Source organism: Streptomyces sp. SID13726 (genome assembly GCF_010548375.1).
Taxonomy (GTDB): Bacteria; Actinomycetota; Actinomycetes; order Streptomycetales; family Streptomycetaceae; genus Streptomyces.
Map to the genome: position 1 here is coordinate 931,211 of NZ_JAAGLY010000002.1, position 17,947 is coordinate 949,157.

The following is a 17,947-nucleotide window of genomic DNA, read 5'->3' on the forward strand; positions in this document are numbered from 1 at the left end:
TATGTCGGCAACGGGGCGATCCAGGCGAGCCCAGTTGCCACCACACCGCGCCCGCTCCGACTACGCCGCTGGGCAGAGCGGATGACTCGGCATCGGAATGCCCATGTCCGGCTTCCCCGCGTCCAGCCAGCGTCCAGAATCCAGTGCCGAACCAGCCACAGGAGCCATGTACCGCAAGTTCAACCGCTGCGAACTGGAACATCCATGCAGGTCAGAGGCGTTCGCTCCACCGGTACCAGCAACGAGGTCGAACTCACGAGCAGCGGATTCGTTCCGTTCAGGCAAAGTTGACGATCCGACAGGACAGGATGAACTTTTTCACAGGTCAGAGGCCTGCAGAGGTAGGACAGGTGGGACTCGAACCCACGGCCGACAGATCATGAGTCCGTCAGTGACCGCGTCGGCCGGGACGGGCAGGGTGTCGTCGGTCAGCGACGCGGCGACCTCCTCGACCCGGTCGTCGTCGACGACCTCCGCCCCGGCGGCCAGGTCCCACACGCGCGTGTACTCGTCGTAACCGCTGTCGTGCCCGCTCACCGCGTAGGGGCGGCCGTCGACTTCCGTCGTCCGCACCCACGTCACGCCGTCGTAGTCGTCCGTCTTGCCGGAGAGCGGGCAGCCGACGGGCCGGCCGGTCGCGAGGTCCCACAGCCGCAGCGTCTCGTCGTCGCCCCCGGTGACGGCGACCGGCCGCCCGTCGACGACCGCCGTCGCCACCGCCCGCACGGTCGCGGTGTGCCCCGGTGCCCTGTCCCCGACCGTCTCGGCAGGGGTCAGCTCCCACACCTGGCTGTCGCCGACGACGACGAGACAGCGGTCCCCCAGGGCGGCCGTCGCCGCCTGCTCCGCCCCGACGGGGAACCGGTCGAGCCGCTGGAGCGGGTCGAGACTCCACACACTGACGGTGTCCAGGGGCGTCCCCACGTACGGGTTGCGGCCGCCGGTCATCGCGTACGGCCGTCCGCCGACCGTCGCCGCCACCATCAGCCGGAGCTCGCCGTCGTCGTCCTGGCCGCCACCGGTCCGTTCACCGGTGACGGCGTCCCACAGTTCGACCTTGCCGTAGAAGCTGCCGGTGACCAGGTGGGGCCGCCCACCGAGCGTCACGGCCGCCCATGACAGCAGGTCGTCGCCGTCGGGCACGATCTCGGCGACCGGTTCCCGGCTGGTCAAGTCCCATACGGCCACGCCCCGTTCGTCACCGGCGACGACATGGGGCCTGCCGTCGATCGTGGCCGACCTGATCTCGTGCAGCATCGGGCCAACCTCGGCAGCCGTCAAAAGCGTGCCGAGCACCTCGCCGGTGGCGAGGTCGAGGATCCGGGGCAGCCCGTCGGGCTCGGCGCAGCTGACCTCGACCGGGCGGCCGTCGACCACCGCGGTCGTCCGCTCCCCGCGCTCCCAGCCGGTGAGCGGGGCCCGGGCGACCTCCGCGCCGGTGGCCGGGTCCCGGAACGACAGGACGCCGTCGCCGCGGGTGATCGTGGCGGGCCGGCCGTCGACGGCCACCATCGGCGCGGGCGGGCCGGAGTCGAGGAAGCCGAGGAATCCGGGGTGGACCTGCGACCCGGTGGCCCACTCCACGCGCCAGTGCGCGGCCGGCGCGCCCGGTATCCCGACCGAGGAGAGCCGTTCCGACAGGTCCCGGTCGCCGTAGCGGGCCGCGTCCACCGCCAGGATCTGCCGGCGGGCGGCGGGGCCGGCGCCGTGGTGAGCGTGCGCCGACGCCCGGTACACGGCCGCCGCCAGCTTCTCGGCGGGCCCCGCAGCGAGGCCGAGCAGCGCGGCCACCCGCTCGGGTTCCGCGGTCACCAGGAACGCCGGGTCCGTCAGGGCCGACGCACCGCCCCGCACGCCTTCGACGAGATCACCAGACATGACCGGAGGCTAACCGCGCCCCCGGCACTCTTCCGCGCGCGGAGACCGACCCCGCCGAAATGCCCGTAGCGGGTTACGTAGTTCCACGTACCCGCGCACGCCTGTGTCTTCGATCGATTCCGCGCCAGAACCCCGTGATCGTCCGACCATGGAGTCATGTCCGCCACCGCACGCCTCAGGACCCACGCCGACACCGCCACCGCCCTCGCCCTCCTCGGCGACCGCGAGCTCACGGACCTCCTGGCCTCCGGTACTCCCGCGGGTGCCGGGATCGGTGGCCGGGCGACCCTGCTGGAGGTGGACGGCGTGCGGGTCTTCGTGAAGCGGGTGCCGCTCACCGACGTCGAGCTGAGTCCGGAGAACGTCCGCTCCACCGCCAACCTCTTCGCCATGCCGGCCCACTGCCACTACGGCATCGGCGCGATCGGCAGCCCCGGCTTCGGGGCCTGGCGTGAGCTGGCCGTGCACGAGATGACGACGGGCTGGGTGCGGTCCGGCCGTTTCGAGGGCTTTCCGCTCCTGCACCACTGGCGGGTGCTGCCCGACCCCGACCAGCCGCTCCCCGGGGAACTCGCCGACGTGGAAAGGGCCGTGGCCTACTGGGGCGGCGGCCGGGAGCACATCGAGGCCCTGCGCACGGCGTCCGTGAGCCTGACCCTGTTCCTGGAGTACCTTCCGCACACCCTGCACGACTGGTTCGCCGGCCGACTCCGCACGGACGACGCCGACAGGGCCTGCGCGCTGGTGGAGCAGGGCCTGGAGGCGGTGACCGGCTTTCTGCACGGGCAGCGACTCACCCATTTCGACGCCCACTTCGGCAACATCCTCACCGACGGACGGCAGCTCTACCTGGCCGACTACGGCCTCGCGCTGACCCCGCGCTTCCGACTGGCCCCCGACGAACGCGACTTCTACGACCGCCACCGCCACTACGACCGCGCCTACACCCTCTCCTATCTGGTGCACTGGCTCGTCGTCGACCAGTACGGCCTCGCCAGGGACGCGCGCGAGGAGTTCGTCCGCGAGTGCGCCGACGGCAAGCGCCCCGAGGGCATCCCCGAAGCCGCCGCCGCGCTCATCTCACGGCATGCCCAAGTCGCCTCCGTGGTAGGGGACTTCAACCGTCGGCTGGAGCAGAAGAGCAGGCACACCCCCTACCCGACCCCCGAGGCCCTCGGCTACAGCAGCTCCACGCTCTCGGCGTAGTGGCAGGCCGCCGGGTTCCCGCCGCCCCGGTCCACCAGCTCGGGCACCTCCTCGACACACGAGGTGCGCTCGCTCTCGGTCAGCTGGTCGGCGAACTTCGGGCAGCGGGTACGGAACCGGCAACCGCTCGGCGGACGCACCGGACTCGGCACCTCCCCCTGCACCGGCACCCGTTTCCGGGCGCGCTCCTTGCGCGGGTCGGGCAGCGGGATCGCGGAGACCAGGGCCTGGGTGTAGGGGTGCGCGGGCCGGACGAACAACTGCCGGGCGGGGGCGATCTCGACCAGCCGCCCCAGGTACATCACCGCGATCCGGTCGGCCACGTGCCGCATCACCGACAGGTCGTGCGCCACGAACAGGAAGGAGAGGCCGAGTTCGCTCTGGAGGTCCATCAGCAGGTTGAGGACACCTGCCTGGATGGACACGTCGAGCGCCGAGACCGGCTCGTCCAGCACGACGACCTTGGGGCGCAGCGCCAACGCCCTGGCGATGCCGATGCGTTGGCGCTGGCCGCCGGAGAACTCGTGGGCGTAGCGGTTGCCGTGCTCGGGGTTGAGCCCGACGAGCCGCAGCAGCTCGCGCACCTCGTCCCCGGCGCCGGGCCCGTAGCGGCCGTGGATGCGCAGGGGTTCGGCGACGATCTCGTGCACGGTGATCATCGGGTCGAGGGAGGCGTACGGGTCCTGGAAGACGATCTGCAACTCCCTTCGCAGCGGCCGCATCTGACGTCGGCTCAGCTCGGTCAGCTCACGGCCCTGGTAGCGGACCTGCCCCGAGGTGGCCGTCTCCAGGCCGAGGACGGTCCGCGAGACGGTGGTCTTGCCCGAGCCGGACTCCCCCACCAGGCCCAGCGTCTCATTCTCGTACAGGTCGAAGGAGACCCCGCACACCGCGTGCACGTCGCCGACCCGGCGCCGGACGACCCCGCGGGACATCACCGGGAAGTGCTTGACCAGGTCCCGCACCTGGAGGACCGGCCCGCCGGTGCCGGCCCGCTCGACCGTCGTGCTCATACGGTGCCCTCCTCGGGGGTGTTCAGGGGTGCCGCGTCGGCGAACCGGGCCAGCGCCTCGGAGTCCGCGCCGACCGTGTCGAAGACCTCCTCGGCGCCGGTGCCGACGAGCTCCTCGGAGAAGTGGCAGGCGCTCAGGTGCCCTTCGGCCCCGGCCGGGCGCAGCGGCGGCTCCGCCGAGGCGCAGGCGTCCCGGCGCATCGGGCAGCGGGGTGCGAAGGGGCAGCCCGGTGGCAGGTGGAGCAGTGAGGGCGGTGAGCCGGTGATCGGGGTGAGGCGGGCCTCCTCGCGGTCGAGGCGGGGCAGGGAGCCGAGCAGGCCCAGGGTGTAGGGCATGCGCGGGGTGTAGAAGATGTCCTCGACCGAGCCGGTCTCCACCATCCGTCCCGCGTACATGACCGCCACCCGGTCGGTGTGGCCGGCCACCACACCCAGGTCGTGGGTGATCAGCACCAGGGCCGCCCCCGTCTCGGCGCGCGCGGTCTGGAGGGCTTCGAGGACCTGCGCCTGCACGGTGACGTCGAGGGCGGTGGTGGGCTCGTCGGCGATGATCACGTCCGGGTCGTTGGCCATGGCGATGGCGATGACCACGCGCTGGCGCATCCCGCCGGACATCTCGTGCGGGTAGACGTCGACGCGCCGCTCGGGGCTCGGGATGCCGACCACGTCGAGCAGTTCCACGGCCCGTTTCCTCGCGGCCTTGGCCGTCATGCCGGGGTGGTGCCGGCGCAGGGTCTCGGCGATCTGGTAGCCGACCGCGTAGACGGGGTTGAGGGAGGTCATCGGGTCCTGGAAGACCATCGCGATGCCCTTGCCGCGTACGGCGGACAGCCGTGCGTCGGAGAGGCCGAGCAGTTCCTCCCCGTCGAACCGCACCGAGCCGCTGATCCGCGCGGTGGCCGGCAGCAGCCCCATCACGGCGAGGGCGGTCACCGACTTCCCGGAGCCGGACTCGCCGACGATCCCCAGGGACTCGCCCCGGGCCAGGCGGTAGCCGACCCCGCGCACGGCCCGTACGGTCCCGTCCTCCGTGGGGAACTCGACCGCGAGGTCCGCCACTTCGAGCACTGTGTCGGTCACTGTCGCACCCTTTGCTGCCGGGGGTCGAAGGCGTCGCGCAGCCCGTCGCCGATGAAGTTCACGGTCAGGGCGATGGCGATGATGAAGGCGCCGGGGATGTAGAAGAGCCAGGGCCGGGTGTCGACGGCGGTCTGGGCCTGGGCGACCAGCAACCCGAGGGAGGTGTCGGGCGGTTGGACGCCGAAGCCGAGGAAGGACAGGGCGGTCTCGGTGAGGATGCCGGTGGCCACCAGGACGGTCGCGTTGACGATGATCGGCCCGAGCGCGTTCGGCAGCAGGTGCCGGAAGATGATCCGGGAGTCCGAGGAGCCCAGGGCCCGCGCCGCCTCCACGAACTCCTTCTCGCGCAGCGACAGCACGCTTGAGCGCACCACGCGTGCCACATAGGCCCAGGTCAGTCCGGCGATGACCAGGGCGATCCAGTACCAGGAGCCGCCACTGCGGGAGGAGATGACCAGCGCGATGGCGAGCAGCGGCAGGGTGAGGACCAGGTCCGCGATCCGCATCATCACCGTGTCGACGACACCCCGGTAGAAGCCCGCGATGGCACCCCACACCGCGCCGACCAGCGTGGAGCCGAGGGCGATCATGACGGCGATCTTCAGCGAGGTCTGGGTGCCGCGCATGACCTGGGCGTAGGCGTCGTACCCGGAGGAGTCCGTGCCGAACGGGTGCTTCAGGGACGGGGGTTGGGAGTTGTCGGGGGTGAACTTCCCGTACGAGTAGTGCCAGAAGTACGGGCCGACGAACGCCCACAGCGCGATCAGCACGAACACGACCAGGCTGATCACGGCCGCCCGGTGCCGCAGGAAGCGGCGCAGCACGAGCTGGGTCTGGCTGCGCTGCCGTACCGTGAACTCGCCTTCGACGGCGTGCACTTGAGCGGGTTCGGGCGCCTTGATGTCAGTCATAGCGGATCCTCGGGTCGAGGACGGCGTAGAGGAGGTCGGCGAGCAGGTTGAAGACGATGACGACGACCGCCGACAGCAGCAGCCAGGCCATCAGTCGGTAGACGTCGACCGTGGAGGCGGCCTGGACGAGCATCTCCCCCATGCCGTGCCACTGGAAGATCGTCTCGGTGACGACGGCCCCGCCCAGGATGCTCGCGATGTCGAGGGCGGTGACGGTGGTGAGCGGGATGAGCGCGGTGCGCAGGGCGTGCCGGACGACGACCCGGCCCCGCCGCAGTCCCTTGGCACGGGCCAGACGGACGTAGTCGCTGTTGAGGACCTCCAGCATGGAGGCGCGGGTGTAGCGGGTCCAGGACGCGAAGGAGACCAGGGCCAGGGTGATGGTGGGCAGGACGAGATGGCCGATGCGGTCGGTGAACTCGTTCCAGGGGGTGTCGACGTTCAGGTACGGCGACTGCTGGCCGATGGTGCCCAGGAAGTGGTTGCCGGTCTTCTCGTTGATCCAGATGCCCACCTGCTTGAGCAGGACGGCGAACCAGAACACCGGCATGGCCAGGAACAGGAAGCCGACGAAGGTGATCGAGTAATCGGCGGCGGAGTACTGACGGATCGCGCTGAACGCGCCGAACAGCACCGAGAGCAGGAGCGCGATGAGCATGGCGGCGGCGACCAGGGTGACGGTGACCCGGAAGCGGGTGAACAGGTCGTGCCCGATGTCGAGGTTGGTCTGCACGGACGGGCCGAAGTCGCCGTGCAACACGCCGGTGATCCAGTTCCAGTAGCGCTCCAGGACGGGCTGGTCGGCGTGGATGTGCCGGGCGAAGGCCTGCACGGCGGCCTTGCTGGGGGCGGGCTGCCGTGAGGTGGCGAAGTTGGCCACCGGATCGCCGGCGTTGACGACGACCAGGAACACGATGAAGGTCGAGGCGATCAGGACGGGGATGGAGACGAGGACGCGGCGCACGGTGTAGGCGAGCATGCGGATCTTCTCTCGGAGGTGTGAGCGGCGGCCCGGCCCGGGAGGCGCCCCCGGGCCGGACCCCCGGGCCTACTTCTTCAGGCCCCACTCGGCCGTGTTGTACGGCGGGCCCACGTTCGTGGCGTTGTCCCGTACGTTCACGAACCGCGTCTGCACCGCCAGGAACGTCGGCTTCTGGTACAGCGGCAGGACGTAGGCGTCATCCGTCATGATCTTGTCGGCCTGGTTGAGCAGGCCGGCCGCCTTCGTCTGGTCGGTCTCGCCGACGGCCTGGGCGACCAGCTTGTCGACCGTCTTGTTGCTGTAGCCGCCGTAGTTGCCGCCGCCTCCGGTGACCCAGTTCTGCTGGGCGGCACTGGAGGGGAACGGCGAGGCGACCCAGGCGAAGACGATGATGTCGTACTGGTGCCCCACCAGGACCGTGCCGAGGTCGGCGGCGCCGATCGGCTGGATGGTGATCTTGATGCCGAGGGCGGCGAGGTTGCTCTGGAGGATCTGGCACTCGCTCTGCCGGATCTGGTTGCCGGTGGTGTAGCGGCAGTTGAAGGGTCCCACGGTCTTGCCGTCCGGGGTCTTCAGCGCCGTGCCCACTCCGGTGAACTTGGCGTCGGTGAGGTATTTCCTCGCCTTCGCCAGATCACCGGAACCCTGCCCGGTGGACGTCACCAGGTCCTGGTAACCCGCCTGTCCGGGAACGTAGTTGTGGTTACCCAGGTTCTTCACCTTCGGGTCGAACTGGCCGACCGTCTTGGACACGATGTCCTTGATGGAGATGGCGGTGAACATCGCCTGGCGCAGGGCTTTGTACTTGCCGATCACCGGGTTGTGCAGATTGAGGTCGAAGTGCTCCCAGTTGAGCCCGCTGCCGATGGTGTACGTGACGTTGGGAATGTCCTTGACCTGTTTCACCAGGTCGACCTCGGGCTGCGGATAGATGCCCTGGACCTCGTTGTTCTGGAGCGCGATGGGTTCCTGCGTGGCGTCGGTGATGACCTTGAACACCAGCCGCTGGAGCGAGGGTTTGTGCGCGCCGTACCACTTGGGGTCGGGGACGTAGGTGGCGTGGTCGTTGTCCACCCACTGCTGCATCTTGTACGGCCCCGCCGTCGCGTACTTGGTGGGCGGGGTCTTCTGGAAGTACTGCCAGCCCTGGGTCAGCTGGGCGGCCGTCATCTGGGCCGCGCCCCCGGTTTTGGCGCCGGAGAGCTTCTCGGCGACGTGCGCCGGATAGAGCGGATAGCCGGCTCCGAAGAGCGACTTCCAGTCGGAGAAGGGCTTGTTCATCACGACGGTGACGGTCTTGCCGCCGTCCGAGCCGGTGACCGACTTGACGCGGTCGTAGCCGGCCGTGCTCTGCGGCAGACAGCCCTTGGTCTGGGTGGTGTCGCTGGCGGGCGGCGGCGGGCAGTCCTTGCCGTCGTTGGTGCGCCAGTAGTAGACGAAGTCGTCGGCGGTGATCGGTGTCCCGTCGTTCCAGGACGCCTTCGGGTTGATCTTGTAGACGAGGGTCTGCGGACTGGCGCTCGTCTGGGTCGCCGAGGTCACCAGATCGGTGTTGAGGGCGACCGTCAGATCGGGCTGGGGGACGTAGACCTGGGGCAGGACGACGCCCAGGGCCTCGCCGTTCTCGAAGGTGTTGCCGTTGGCGTCCTGGACGTTCCACTGCTGGATGTTCTTCTCCAGCACATAGGTGAAGGTGCCGCCGGCCTTGGTGGTGCCGGAGTTGCAGGTGTCGGCCTTGCCCTCGGTCGAACAGGACGTGAGCCCCGCCGAGGTTCCGCTGCCGGAGCCGCCACCCCCGCCGCCACTGCTGCAGGCGGCGAGGACGAGGACCAGTCCGGCGGCGAGCGTGAGGCCCTTGGCAAGGGCCGGGGAGTGCGCGCGCATGTCCCTCCTTCGACGGGAGAACTGGGCTGCGCACCGAAGGTAAAACGCTCACGCCTCGACGTCGGATCTCCGTTCATACCGGGACGGCCTCAGTTCACCCTCGCTTTGTCCTCGGAATTTCCCCGGTCAGGCAAACCGGGAAAGGGACGTCTCCGGAACGGCAAATTCCATGCCAACAAGCAGAAGAATCCGGCAAGTCCCGGGGCCTCAGCCGACGGGAATTCCGGCCTCCAGATACAGCGCCGCGCCGCGTTCCCGGGCCCGCAGCGCCCACCGCAGGCGCTCGTAGCGCACCGGCGGCAGCAGTTCGGCGGCCTCCTCCTCGGTGACGAAACGCCAGCCGCGCAACTCGGGTCCCGGCAGCAGGACCTGGCGCGCCTCCGCGGAGTCCAGCCGCCCGCCGTCGAAGAGGAGGCGCAGTCCGCCGTATCCCGGAGGCGCGGGTGGTTCCCAGTCGACGACCAGCAGCCGCGGTACGTCGTCGAGGTGGATGCCGGTCTCCTCGGCGACCTCGCGCACACCGGCCCGCGCGGGTGCCTCGCCGGGTTCCACGACACCGCCGGGGAACTCCCAGCCGGCCTTGTAGGTGGGGTCGACGAGCAGGACCCGGTCGTGCTCGTCGAAGAGGAGGACCCCGGCGGCCACGGTCTCGGCGGTGGGTTCGGGGGTCTGCACGATGTCGCAGGCGGGTACGGTCCCGGTGCCGAGGTCCTCGGCGATGCGGACGGCCGTCTCGTACGGGGTGAGCGCGCTGGTGTCGATCGGATGGGCGTCGTCGGTGAGCCAGGAGGCGAGGGCGGCCCGGTAGGGCTCGATGTGGTCGTACGCCCAGTGCCCCTGCCCCGCTCCGCCGAGCGGCAGGGTCGGCGGGGTCTCCCGCCCGGCTATTCGTTCGCGCAGGATCGTTTCCGCCGGAGCGAGGAGAAGATGCCGGACACTGATCCGGCGGGCGGCGAGGCCGCCGAAGATCTCGTCGCGGTACTCCTGGCGCAGCAGGGCCATGGGGACCACGAGGGTCCCTCCGAGCTCGGCGAGCATCGCGGCCGCCGTGTCGATCACCAGACGTCGCCAGATCGGCAGGTCCTGGAAGTCGCCGACCTCGGCGAGGTGCTTGGGCGGCAGCAGGTGCACGACCGCTGCGCCGATGTCCTCGGGGTCGAAGAGCGTGCTGTTCGGGATCAGTTCGATCAGTTCCCGTGCGGTGGTGGTCTTCCCCGCACCGAACGCGCCGTTGATCCAGACGATCACGGACTCCCCCTCTTCTGTTTGGCCCCCTGTGGCTTGCCCGTTCCACCCTGCCACGGAAACCAGCCGCAGTTGAGGGCGCACGAGAGCGGCGCCGGTGGGCCTGTCTCCGGACACCTCCTCAGCTCGAAGATCCCCAGCCTGCTTGTGTCGTGCAGGGCCACCAGGACCTGATTCGATGAGTTGTGCCGCCACGCCAGGTCTACACGCAGTGAAAGCGGTCCTGAAGGAAGACCACAGGAGGTCGACGTGTCCAGATCAGTGCTCGATATGTCGGTGTCACTCGACGGGTACATCGCCGACACCGACGATTTCCTCGGCGGCGACGACGGCGAGCGGCTGCACAAGTGGGCCGACGCCGACGCGGAGTCCGGCCGGCCGTCCGGACCGGCTGTGCAGTTCCTGGACGAATGGAACGCGGCCGGTGCGGTGCTCGCCGGACGGCGGACCGCCGAGCTCATGGATCACTGGGGTGGTGATCACGGCGGTCTCCCGATCTTCGTGCCCAGCCACCGCCCGCCGGGGCCTGCTGCCCGCTGGGGCTACCCACTGGTGACGTACGTGACCGACGGCATCGAGAGCGCGATGGCACAGGCCAAGGCCGCGGCCGAAGGCAAGGACGTGCAGGTGCGCGGCGCGTACACGGCGCAGCGGGCGCTTGAGGCCGGGGTGCTGGACGAGGTCCAGATCCATCAGATCCCGGTGCTCCTCGGACGTGGCCGTCGGCTGTTCGATGTGCTGCCGTCAGAGATCGAGCTGGAGATCGTCGAGGTGATCGACACCCCGCAGGCCACCCACATCCGCTACCGCGTCCGTCGCTGAGCGCAAGGGCAGGCGATCACGGGCGTGGGGCCCCTCCGTCACCCTCCCGTCGCCCGGGAGCTCAGGAGGCGGCGGACGGCCGGAACCGGAGCGGAGCCGGAACGGCGCGCGGCGCCGGAGCCCCCTCGGTGGGGACCCCGGCGCCGCTGTCGTACCGCGCCCGGCTCGTCAGTCGTTCTGCCCGAGGATGTGCTCGGTGCCGTCGAAACTGTCGGAGGCCACGGTGTGGTCGAGGCTGCTGAGGGTCTTGTCGACGTCGATGTGGTTCAGGTCCTCGCCCAGGGCGTGCGAGGGGGTGACCGCCGCGACGACGAAGCCGGTGGCGAGGGAGGCGATGGCGAGCATGCTGCGCTTCTTCATGGCCTGATCAACGCGGACGCACGCGATGGGTCACGCCCGACCGCTCCCTTCCACCACGGTCCAACACGTCCTACCTTTAACGCACACAGAATGACGCGTACATGCCGTCATTGCACCTTCCGCTGGTTCGGAGGAACGTAACGATGCGTCACCTTCACACCCGCACAGCCCGCCGAAGGACGGTCGCCGTACTCACGGCGCTGCTGTTCGCGATGCCCGGGGCGGCCCCCGTCGCCGCCGCGGACGAGGAGGCACCCGGCTCACCCGCCCTCGCCGACGGCCTGGCCCTCACCCCGCCCATGGGCTTCAACAACTGGAACTCCACGCACTGCCGGGCCGAGTTCAACGAGGCGATGGTCAAGGGGATCGCCGACCTCTTCGTCGAGAAGGGCCTCAAGGACGCCGGCTACCAGTACGTCAACCTCGACGACTGCTGGGCCCTGCCGAGCCGGGACGCCGACGGCAAGCTGGTCCCCGACCCGGCGCGCTTCCCGAACGGCATCAAGGCCGTCGCCGACTACGTGCACTCCAAGGGCCTCAAACTCGGCATCTACACCAGCGCGGGCACCAAGACCTGCAACAGCGCCGGCTTCCCGGGCGCCCTGGGCCACGAGTACAGCGACGCCCGGCAGTTCGCCGACTGGGGCGTCGACTACCTCAAGTACGACAACTGCAACAACCAGGGCGTGGACGCCGAGCAGCGCTACACGACCATGCGCGACGCCCTGAAGGCGACCGGCAGACCCATCGTCTACAGCATCTGCGAATGGGGCCAGAACAAGCCCTGGGAGTGGGCCGCCGACGTCGGCCACCTGTGGCGCACCACCGGCGACATCAGCGACACCTGGGGCTCGATGCTCTCGATCCTCAAGCAGAACCTGCCGCTCGCGCCCCACGCGGGCCCCGGCCACTGGAACGACCCCGACATGCTGGAGGTCGGCAACGGCGGCATGACGGACACCGAGTACCGCTCGCACTTCTCGATGTGGTCGGTGATGGCCGCGCCCCTGCTCATCGGCAGCGACCTGCGCACCGCCTCCGACGAGACCTTCGCGATCCTCGGCAACAAGGAGGTCATCGCCGTCGACCAGGACCCGCTGGGCAAGCAGGGCAGCGTGGTCTCCTCCGAGGGCGGACGCTGGGTCGTCGCCAAGGAGATGAAGGACGGCAGCCGTACGGTGGCCCTCTTCAACGAGTCGGGCAGCCCCCAGCGCATCGCCACCACCGCCGCGGCCGTCGGCCTGCCCGGCGCCGACGCGTACACCCTGCGCGACCTGTGGAAGCACCGCAGCTACAACACCGCCGGCACGATCTCGGCGACCGTCCCGGCGCACGGCACGGTTCTCGTACGGGTCTCCGCGGACCGCAGGTGGCAGCAGCACCCGCCCGCCGTCGAACTCGGCCTGGAGGGCACCCCGTTGGTCGAGGCGGGCACCCCCGCCAGGCTGACGACCACCCTCACCGACCTGGGCCGCACCCCGGCCAGGCAGGTCTCCGTACGGCTCACCGGCCCCGAGGGCTGGGCCGTGAAGGCGACTTCGCCGACCGCTGCCGGGGCGCTGTCCACGGGCCGCTCGCTGCGCACCAAGTGGTCGCTCACCCCACCCCAGGGAGCGCCGACGGGGTCGTACGACCTGACGCTCAAGGCGAGTTACCGCTCGCCCTCCGGCGTCCGGGTCGACGACACCCTGCCCTTCACCGCGACCGTGGTGGTGCCGCCGCCCTCGGGCACCTCCGGCCTCGGTGACCTTCCGTGGCTGTCCGCCGCCAACGGCTACGGTCCCGTCGAGCGCAACACCAGCAACGGCGAGAGCGCGGCGGGGGACGGTCATCCGATCACCATCGGCGGGGTCGTGTACGCCAAGGGCCTCGGTGTGCACGCGGAGAGTTCCGTGGAGTACTACACCGGAGCGGCCTGCGAGACGGTCACCGCCGAGGTCGGCGTCGACGACGAGAAGGGCGCGAACGGCACGGTGGCCTTCCAGGTGTGGGCGGACGGGACCGAGGTGGCCTCCACCGGCGTCCTGACCAACGCCATGCCGGCCCAGCCGCTGACCGCGGACGTCACCGGCGCCCGGCTGGTCCGGCTCGTCGTCACCGACGGCGGGGACGGCATCGACTCGGACCACGCGGACTGGGCGGACGCGCGGTTGAGCTGCTGACGGCATGGGGCAGCCGGGTCCGTCATCGGGACCCGGCCGCCACATGAACGCTTCTCCCGACGGCACCCGGCCGCCACGTGAACGTTTCTCCCGACAGCGCGCCTCGCTCAGACCGTCGCCGTGTCCGCCGACCGCTTCGCCAGCGCCGCCGCGGCCTCGCCGACCAGCCCCGCGTCGGTGCCCATCTGCGCGGGCACGATGGTCAGTCGCTGGACGAAGGAGAGGGTCGCGTAGTCGCCGAGCGCCTTGCGCAGCGGCTCGAACAGGACGTCGCCCGCCTTGCCCACCCCGCCGCCGATGACGGCGATGTCGATCTCGACGAGGGTCGCGGTGGCCGCGATCCCGGCGGCCAGGGCCTGGGCCGCCCGCTCGAAGGAGGCCACGGCGACCGGGTCGCCGCCGCGCGCCGCGTCGGCCACCGCGGCGGCCGAGGTGTCGCCGTCCGGGCCGGGCCGCCAGCCGTTCTCCAGCGCCCGCCGGGCGATGTTCGGGCCGCTCGCTATGCGTTCCACGCAGCCGCGTGAGCCGCACGGGCACGGGTCGCCGTCGAGGTCGACGCTGATGTGGCCGATGTGTCCCGCGTTGCCGGTGGGACCGGCGTGCAGCTGACCGTTGAGGACCAGGCCGCCGCCGACGCCGGTCGAGACGACCATGCACAGCGCGTTGTCGTGGCCGCGGGCGGCGCCCTGCCAGTGCTCCGCGGCGGTGATGGCCACGCCGTCGCCGATCAGCTCGACGGGCAGCCCGCCGGCCGCCTCCTGGACCCTGCGGACCAGCGGATAGTCGCGCCAGCCCGGCACGTTCACCGGGCTCACGGTGCCGGTGGAGGCGTCCACCGGGCCCGCGCTGCCGATACCGAGGGCACCGGCGCGCCCCCACAGCGGTGAGTCGGTGAGCTCGCCGAGCGTCTCCTCGACGGCGCGCATCACGCTCTCGCCGTCCTCCTGCGCGGGCGTGGCGCGCTGAGCGCGCAGGAGGATCCGGCCGTGGCCGTCCACCAGCGCTCCGGCGATCTTGGTGCCGCCGATGTCGAGCGCAGCCACGAGGTCGGTGTGCATCAGTGTCAGTTCTCCCCGTCAACCTTTGAGGAATGGACAGGCCGGTCTCGCGGTGGGGGCGCAGCCCGGCAGATTGCGGTGGACAGTGTCTCCCGCATCTGACAACGTTGTCCAGGCTCTATGCTCGACGCCACATCCTCATACAAAATCATGGACCGCCGCATCCCCGTCGACGACAGGACAGGACGCCGTACCGTGCCCGACACCCACAGCCGAGCAGACCGCCTCTCCGCGACCCGATACGGCAATCGCCCCACCATGAAGGACGTCGCCGCACGGGCCGGCGTCGGCCTCAAGACGGTCTCGCGCGTGGTCAACGGCGAAGCGGGGGTCACACCCGAGACCGAGCACCGCGTCAAGGAGGCCATCGAGGCGCTCGGCTTCCGCCGCAACGACAGCGCGCGCGTCCTGCGCAAGGGCCGTACCGCCAGCATCGGCCTGGTCCTGGAGGACCTCGCCGACCCGTTCTACGGCCCCCTCAGCCGCGCGGTGGAGGAGATCGCCCGCGCCAACGGCGCCCTGCTCATCAACGGCTCCAGCGCGGAGGACCCGGAGCGGGAGCAGGAGCTGGTCCTGGCGCTGTGCGCACGGCGGGTGGACGGCCTGGTGGTCATCCCGGCCGGTGACGACCACCGTTATCTGGAGCCGGAGTTGAAGGCGGGCGTCGCCACGGTGTTCGTGGACCGTCCGGCGGGCCGGATCGACGCGGACGTCGTGCTGTCCGACAACTTCGGCGGCGCCCGCGACGGCGTGGCCCACCTGATCGCCCACGGCCACCGGCGGATCGGCTTCATCGGTGACATGCCCCGTATCCACACCGCCGCCGAGCGGCTGCGCGGGTACCGGGCCGCCATGGAGGACGCCGGTATCGAGGTGGCCGACGCCTGGACGTCCCTGGGCGTCACCGACCCGGAGCGGGTGCGCCGGGCGGCCGAGGAGATGCTCGTCGGCCCCTCCCCCGTCACCGCGATCTTCGCCGGCAACAACCGGGTGACGGTCACCGTGATCCGCGTCCTCGCCGAACACACCCGCCGGGTCGCCTTCGTCGGCTTCGACGACATCGAGCTCGCCGACCTGCTCCAGCCCGGTGTCACGGTCGTCGCCCAGGACGCGGCGACCCTCGGACGCACGGCGGCCGAGCGGCTGTTCCGCCAGCTCGACGGCACGCTCCTGGCACCGGAACGCATCGAGCTGCCGACCCGGTTGATCACCCGCGGCTCGGGCGAACTGCCGCCGGCGGACTGAGCGGATGGGGAACGGTGGGGACGCCGAGGGGGCGGACGGTTCCGGGCCGGGCGAGTGGGCCGCGACGGAAGCAGGGCCGGCCTGCCAGGGCGTGGGCGGTCCGGCCGGGACTGTGGCACCTGAGGGGCCGGGCGGTCCCGCACGCACGGCACCCGACGCCCCCGCCCCGCCCACGCTGGAGGCGCTCGGCCTGTCCGAGGCGCCCCGCGACCATCCGCTGCTCTACCCCGGCGCCTGGCCGACGGACTCCGGACTGCTCCACGGCGACCGGCTGCTGCCGCTCGACCGGTTCCGGTACGAGGACCGCACCCCTGTCCTCGCCGTCGGCTCCAACGCGAGCCCGGGGCAACTGCGGCACAAGATGGCCGAGTTCGGCATCACCTCGCCGATCCCGATGGTCAAGGCGCGGGTGACAGGCGTCGACGTGGGTGTCTCCGCGCACGTCAGCCGCATGGGGTACGTGTCCGCGTCACCCATCCAGGCGCCGGACGCCGTACGGGAGTTGTTCGTCATCTGGCTGGACGCCGAGCAGCTCGCGGTGGTCGACGCGAGCGAGGGCGTGCCGCTGACGAACGGCAACTACGGCCGCGTCCGGCTGCCCGCACCCGTGGTGCGGGTCGAGTTGCCCGACGGCACGACGCTGCCGGGCGTCCACGCGTACGTCAACCGTCACGGAGTCCTCCACGACGGCACCGGCGCTCCGCGCACCCATCCGGGCCAGCGCGAGCTGCTGACCGAACTCCTCGTGGGATCCGCCCGGTTGAGGGAGCTGTTCGGTGTCACGCCCGAGGAGTTCGTGGCCCGGGCGCGGGCGGACCGGCTGCTGTGCGAGGCGGGTACGCGGCTGTTCGCCGAGGAGAAGCTGGTGACGGAGTCCGGTCTGGAGCGGTACGGGGCCGCTCAGCAGACCGGGAGTCCGGGCACCGGCTCGTCGTTGTTGCCGCCCTTGAGGTAGACGTCGCTGACGTAGACGTTGGTATTGCCGCTGTCGTCGTCGGTCTTCGCCCACCAGACGTTGGTCCACTGGCCGGAGGTCTCGCGGCGGCCCAGGTTCGACTGGCAGTAGAAGTAGTTGGTCCCCGCGTTGAGGGTCCCGGCCTCGGCGCCGGAGGCGGTGTAGGACTTGGCGTTCTTCCACACGCTGCAGTTGTACTTGCCGCCGCCGATGGCGGTGCAGGCCGGGGCCGGGGTGCTGGCACCGCCGCCCGTCGTACCGCCGCTCCCGGAGCCACCGGTGCCGCTGCTCCCGCCGGACGTGCCGCCGTCGCCGGAGCCGCCCGTGGTACCGCCCGTGGTGCCGCCGCCGGAGGAGTTGGATGTGGCGGACGCGGAGGGGCGGGCCGAGGACTCGGAGTCGTCGTCCGCCTTCGTCTCCTTGCCGCTCGGGGTCTTACTGGCGTCGCCCGACGGTTTCGGGCTGCTGGAGCGGTCCGCGTCGGGGCTGACGGAGGCCGCGGCGGAGCCGGTCGGAGTCGTGCCGGACCCGACGATCTTGCTGTCGGCCGAGGCGTCGCCCGAGTCGGCGAGCAGGGCGGCGGCGCCCCCGCCCCCGGCGAGCACGACGGTGACGGCCGCGACGGCCAGCAGGACACGGCCCCTGCGGCGGGACGGGCGCTCGGTGGTCATGGGGCCGGTCGGGGGCTGGTCCTGGGAGACGTAGGGGCCGTAGCCGTGCGCGGGCGGTCCGCCCTGGCCCGGAGCGCCGCCGTGCGGGGCGGGCAGCCCGAAGCCCTGCGGTGGCGTCCCGGGCTGGCCGGGGCCGTAGGGTCCCGGGGCGGCGCCACCGGGCGCCGCGGCCCCGTACGGCCCGGCAGCGCTCTGACCGAAGGCACCGGAGCCGTGCGCACCCGGCATGCCGTGCACGCCCTGCGCGGGCGTACCGAAGCCGGATGCCGCGGGCCCTGCCGACTGCCCGGGGCCCGGGCCGTTCGCGGACCCCGACGGGTCCGGCACCGCGGGACCAGGCGCACCAACTGCGCCGGAAGCCTCCGACTGCGCTCCCCCGGCCGCAGGAGGCTGCACGCCACCCGCACCGGGCACCACCGTCTCCGGCTCCCCCGGGCCCGGCGCCTGCGCCCCGCTGGCCGGTGCCGCGCCCGCCG

14 protein-coding genes and 1 pseudogene are annotated in these 17,947 nt (G+C 71.2%); 5 read left to right on the forward strand and 10 right to left on the reverse strand.

Annotation, left to right across the window (positions count from 1 at the left end; all coding sequences use genetic code 11):
- Positions 1-318: 318 nt before the first annotated feature.
- Entirely contained in the window at positions 319-1,878 is a 1,560-nt protein-coding gene (locus G3I78_RS07925; RefSeq protein WP_164422070.1) for a hypothetical protein, read from the reverse strand.
- A gap of 156 nt (positions 1,879-2,034) precedes the next feature.
- Here G3I78_RS07925 and G3I78_RS07930 point away from each other — a divergent pair, with 156 nt between their 5' ends.
- Entirely contained in the window at positions 2,035-3,084 is a 1,050-nt protein-coding gene (locus G3I78_RS07930) for a protein kinase family protein (RefSeq protein ID WP_164422071.1), read from the forward strand.
- On the opposite strand, the gene G3I78_RS07935 is transcribed toward G3I78_RS07930, so the two are convergent.
- The 6 genes from G3I78_RS07935 to G3I78_RS07960 all read right to left on the reverse strand — a co-directional run bounded on the left by G3I78_RS07935 (position 3,057) and on the right by G3I78_RS07960 (position 10,201).
- Positions 3,057-4,097 carry an oligopeptide/dipeptide ABC transporter ATP-binding protein gene (locus tag G3I78_RS07935; protein WP_164422072.1) on the reverse strand — a complete coding sequence of 347 codons (1,041 nt, stop codon included), beginning with the start codon at positions 4,095-4,097 and terminating at the stop codon, positions 3,057-3,059. The two genes, G3I78_RS07930 and G3I78_RS07935, sit on opposite strands and share 28 nt — an antisense overlap.
- Positions 4,094-5,176, reverse strand: coding sequence for an ABC transporter ATP-binding protein (locus G3I78_RS07940; RefSeq protein WP_164422073.1), 1,083 nt, complete (start codon positions 5,174-5,176; stop codon positions 4,094-4,096). Before G3I78_RS07940 ends, G3I78_RS07935 begins: the two co-directional genes overlap by 4 nt.
- Complete coding sequence (locus G3I78_RS07945) at positions 5,173-6,087, reverse strand: ABC transporter permease (protein WP_164422074.1); 915 nt, start codon at positions 6,085-6,087, stop codon at positions 5,173-5,175. The genes G3I78_RS07940 and G3I78_RS07945 overlap by 4 nt, the downstream gene beginning before the upstream one ends.
- Positions 6,080-7,066: an ABC transporter permease gene (locus G3I78_RS07950; RefSeq protein ID WP_164422075.1), complete on the reverse strand. Its 987-nt coding sequence runs from the start codon at positions 7,064-7,066 to the stop codon at positions 6,080-6,082. Before G3I78_RS07950 ends, G3I78_RS07945 begins: the two co-directional genes overlap by 8 nt.
- A gap of 69 nt (positions 7,067-7,135) precedes the next feature.
- Positions 7,136-8,953 (reverse strand): ABC transporter family substrate-binding protein, encoded by a 1,818-nt coding sequence (locus G3I78_RS07955; protein ID WP_164422076.1) that lies wholly within the window; start codon positions 8,951-8,953, stop codon positions 7,136-7,138.
- Positions 8,954-9,160: 207 nt separating this feature from the next.
- Positions 9,161-10,201: an NUDIX domain-containing protein gene (locus tag G3I78_RS07960; protein WP_164422077.1), complete on the reverse strand. Its 1,041-nt coding sequence runs from the start codon at positions 10,199-10,201 to the stop codon at positions 9,161-9,163.
- A 246-nt stretch (positions 10,202-10,447) separates the two neighbouring features.
- Here G3I78_RS07960 and G3I78_RS07965 point away from each other — a divergent pair, with 246 nt between their 5' ends.
- Entirely contained in the window at positions 10,448-11,020 is a 573-nt protein-coding gene (locus tag G3I78_RS07965) for a dihydrofolate reductase family protein (RefSeq protein WP_164422078.1), read from the forward strand.
- A 168-nt stretch (positions 11,021-11,188) separates the two neighbouring features.
- Here the strand turns inward: G3I78_RS07965 and G3I78_RS07970 are convergent, their stop codons facing one another.
- Positions 11,189-11,380: a hypothetical protein gene (locus G3I78_RS07970; protein WP_164422079.1), complete on the reverse strand. Its 192-nt coding sequence runs from the start codon at positions 11,378-11,380 to the stop codon at positions 11,189-11,191.
- A gap of 143 nt (positions 11,381-11,523) precedes the next feature.
- On the opposite strand from G3I78_RS07970, the gene G3I78_RS07975 reads away from it, so the two are divergent.
- A complete protein-coding gene (locus tag G3I78_RS07975) occupies positions 11,524-13,542 on the forward strand; it encodes an NPCBM/NEW2 domain-containing protein (RefSeq protein WP_164422080.1) in 2,019 nt (672 codons plus the stop codon).
- A gap of 107 nt (positions 13,543-13,649) precedes the next feature.
- Here G3I78_RS07975 and G3I78_RS07980 read toward each other — a convergent pair whose 3' ends face one another.
- Positions 13,650-14,600: an ROK family protein gene (locus G3I78_RS07980; protein ID WP_164422081.1), complete on the reverse strand. Its 951-nt coding sequence runs from the start codon at positions 14,598-14,600 to the stop codon at positions 13,650-13,652.
- Positions 14,601-14,795: 195 nt separating this feature from the next.
- Here G3I78_RS07980 and G3I78_RS07985 point away from each other — a divergent pair, with 195 nt between their 5' ends.
- Together G3I78_RS07985 and G3I78_RS07990 are read left to right on the forward strand one after the other, a co-directional pair.
- Positions 14,796-15,845 (forward strand): LacI family DNA-binding transcriptional regulator, encoded by a 1,050-nt coding sequence (locus G3I78_RS07985; protein ID WP_164422145.1) that lies wholly within the window; start codon positions 14,796-14,798, stop codon positions 15,843-15,845.
- A gap of 217 nt (positions 15,846-16,062) precedes the next feature.
- Positions 16,063-16,800, forward strand: coding sequence for a hypothetical protein (locus G3I78_RS07990; protein ID WP_239157699.1), 738 nt, complete (start codon positions 16,063-16,065; stop codon positions 16,798-16,800).
- Here the strand turns inward: G3I78_RS07990 and G3I78_RS07995 are convergent.
- A pseudogene (locus G3I78_RS07995) lies at positions 16,746-17,947 on the reverse strand (serine/threonine protein kinase); the annotation flags it as partial. The gene G3I78_RS07990 and the pseudogene G3I78_RS07995 overlap by 55 nt on opposite strands.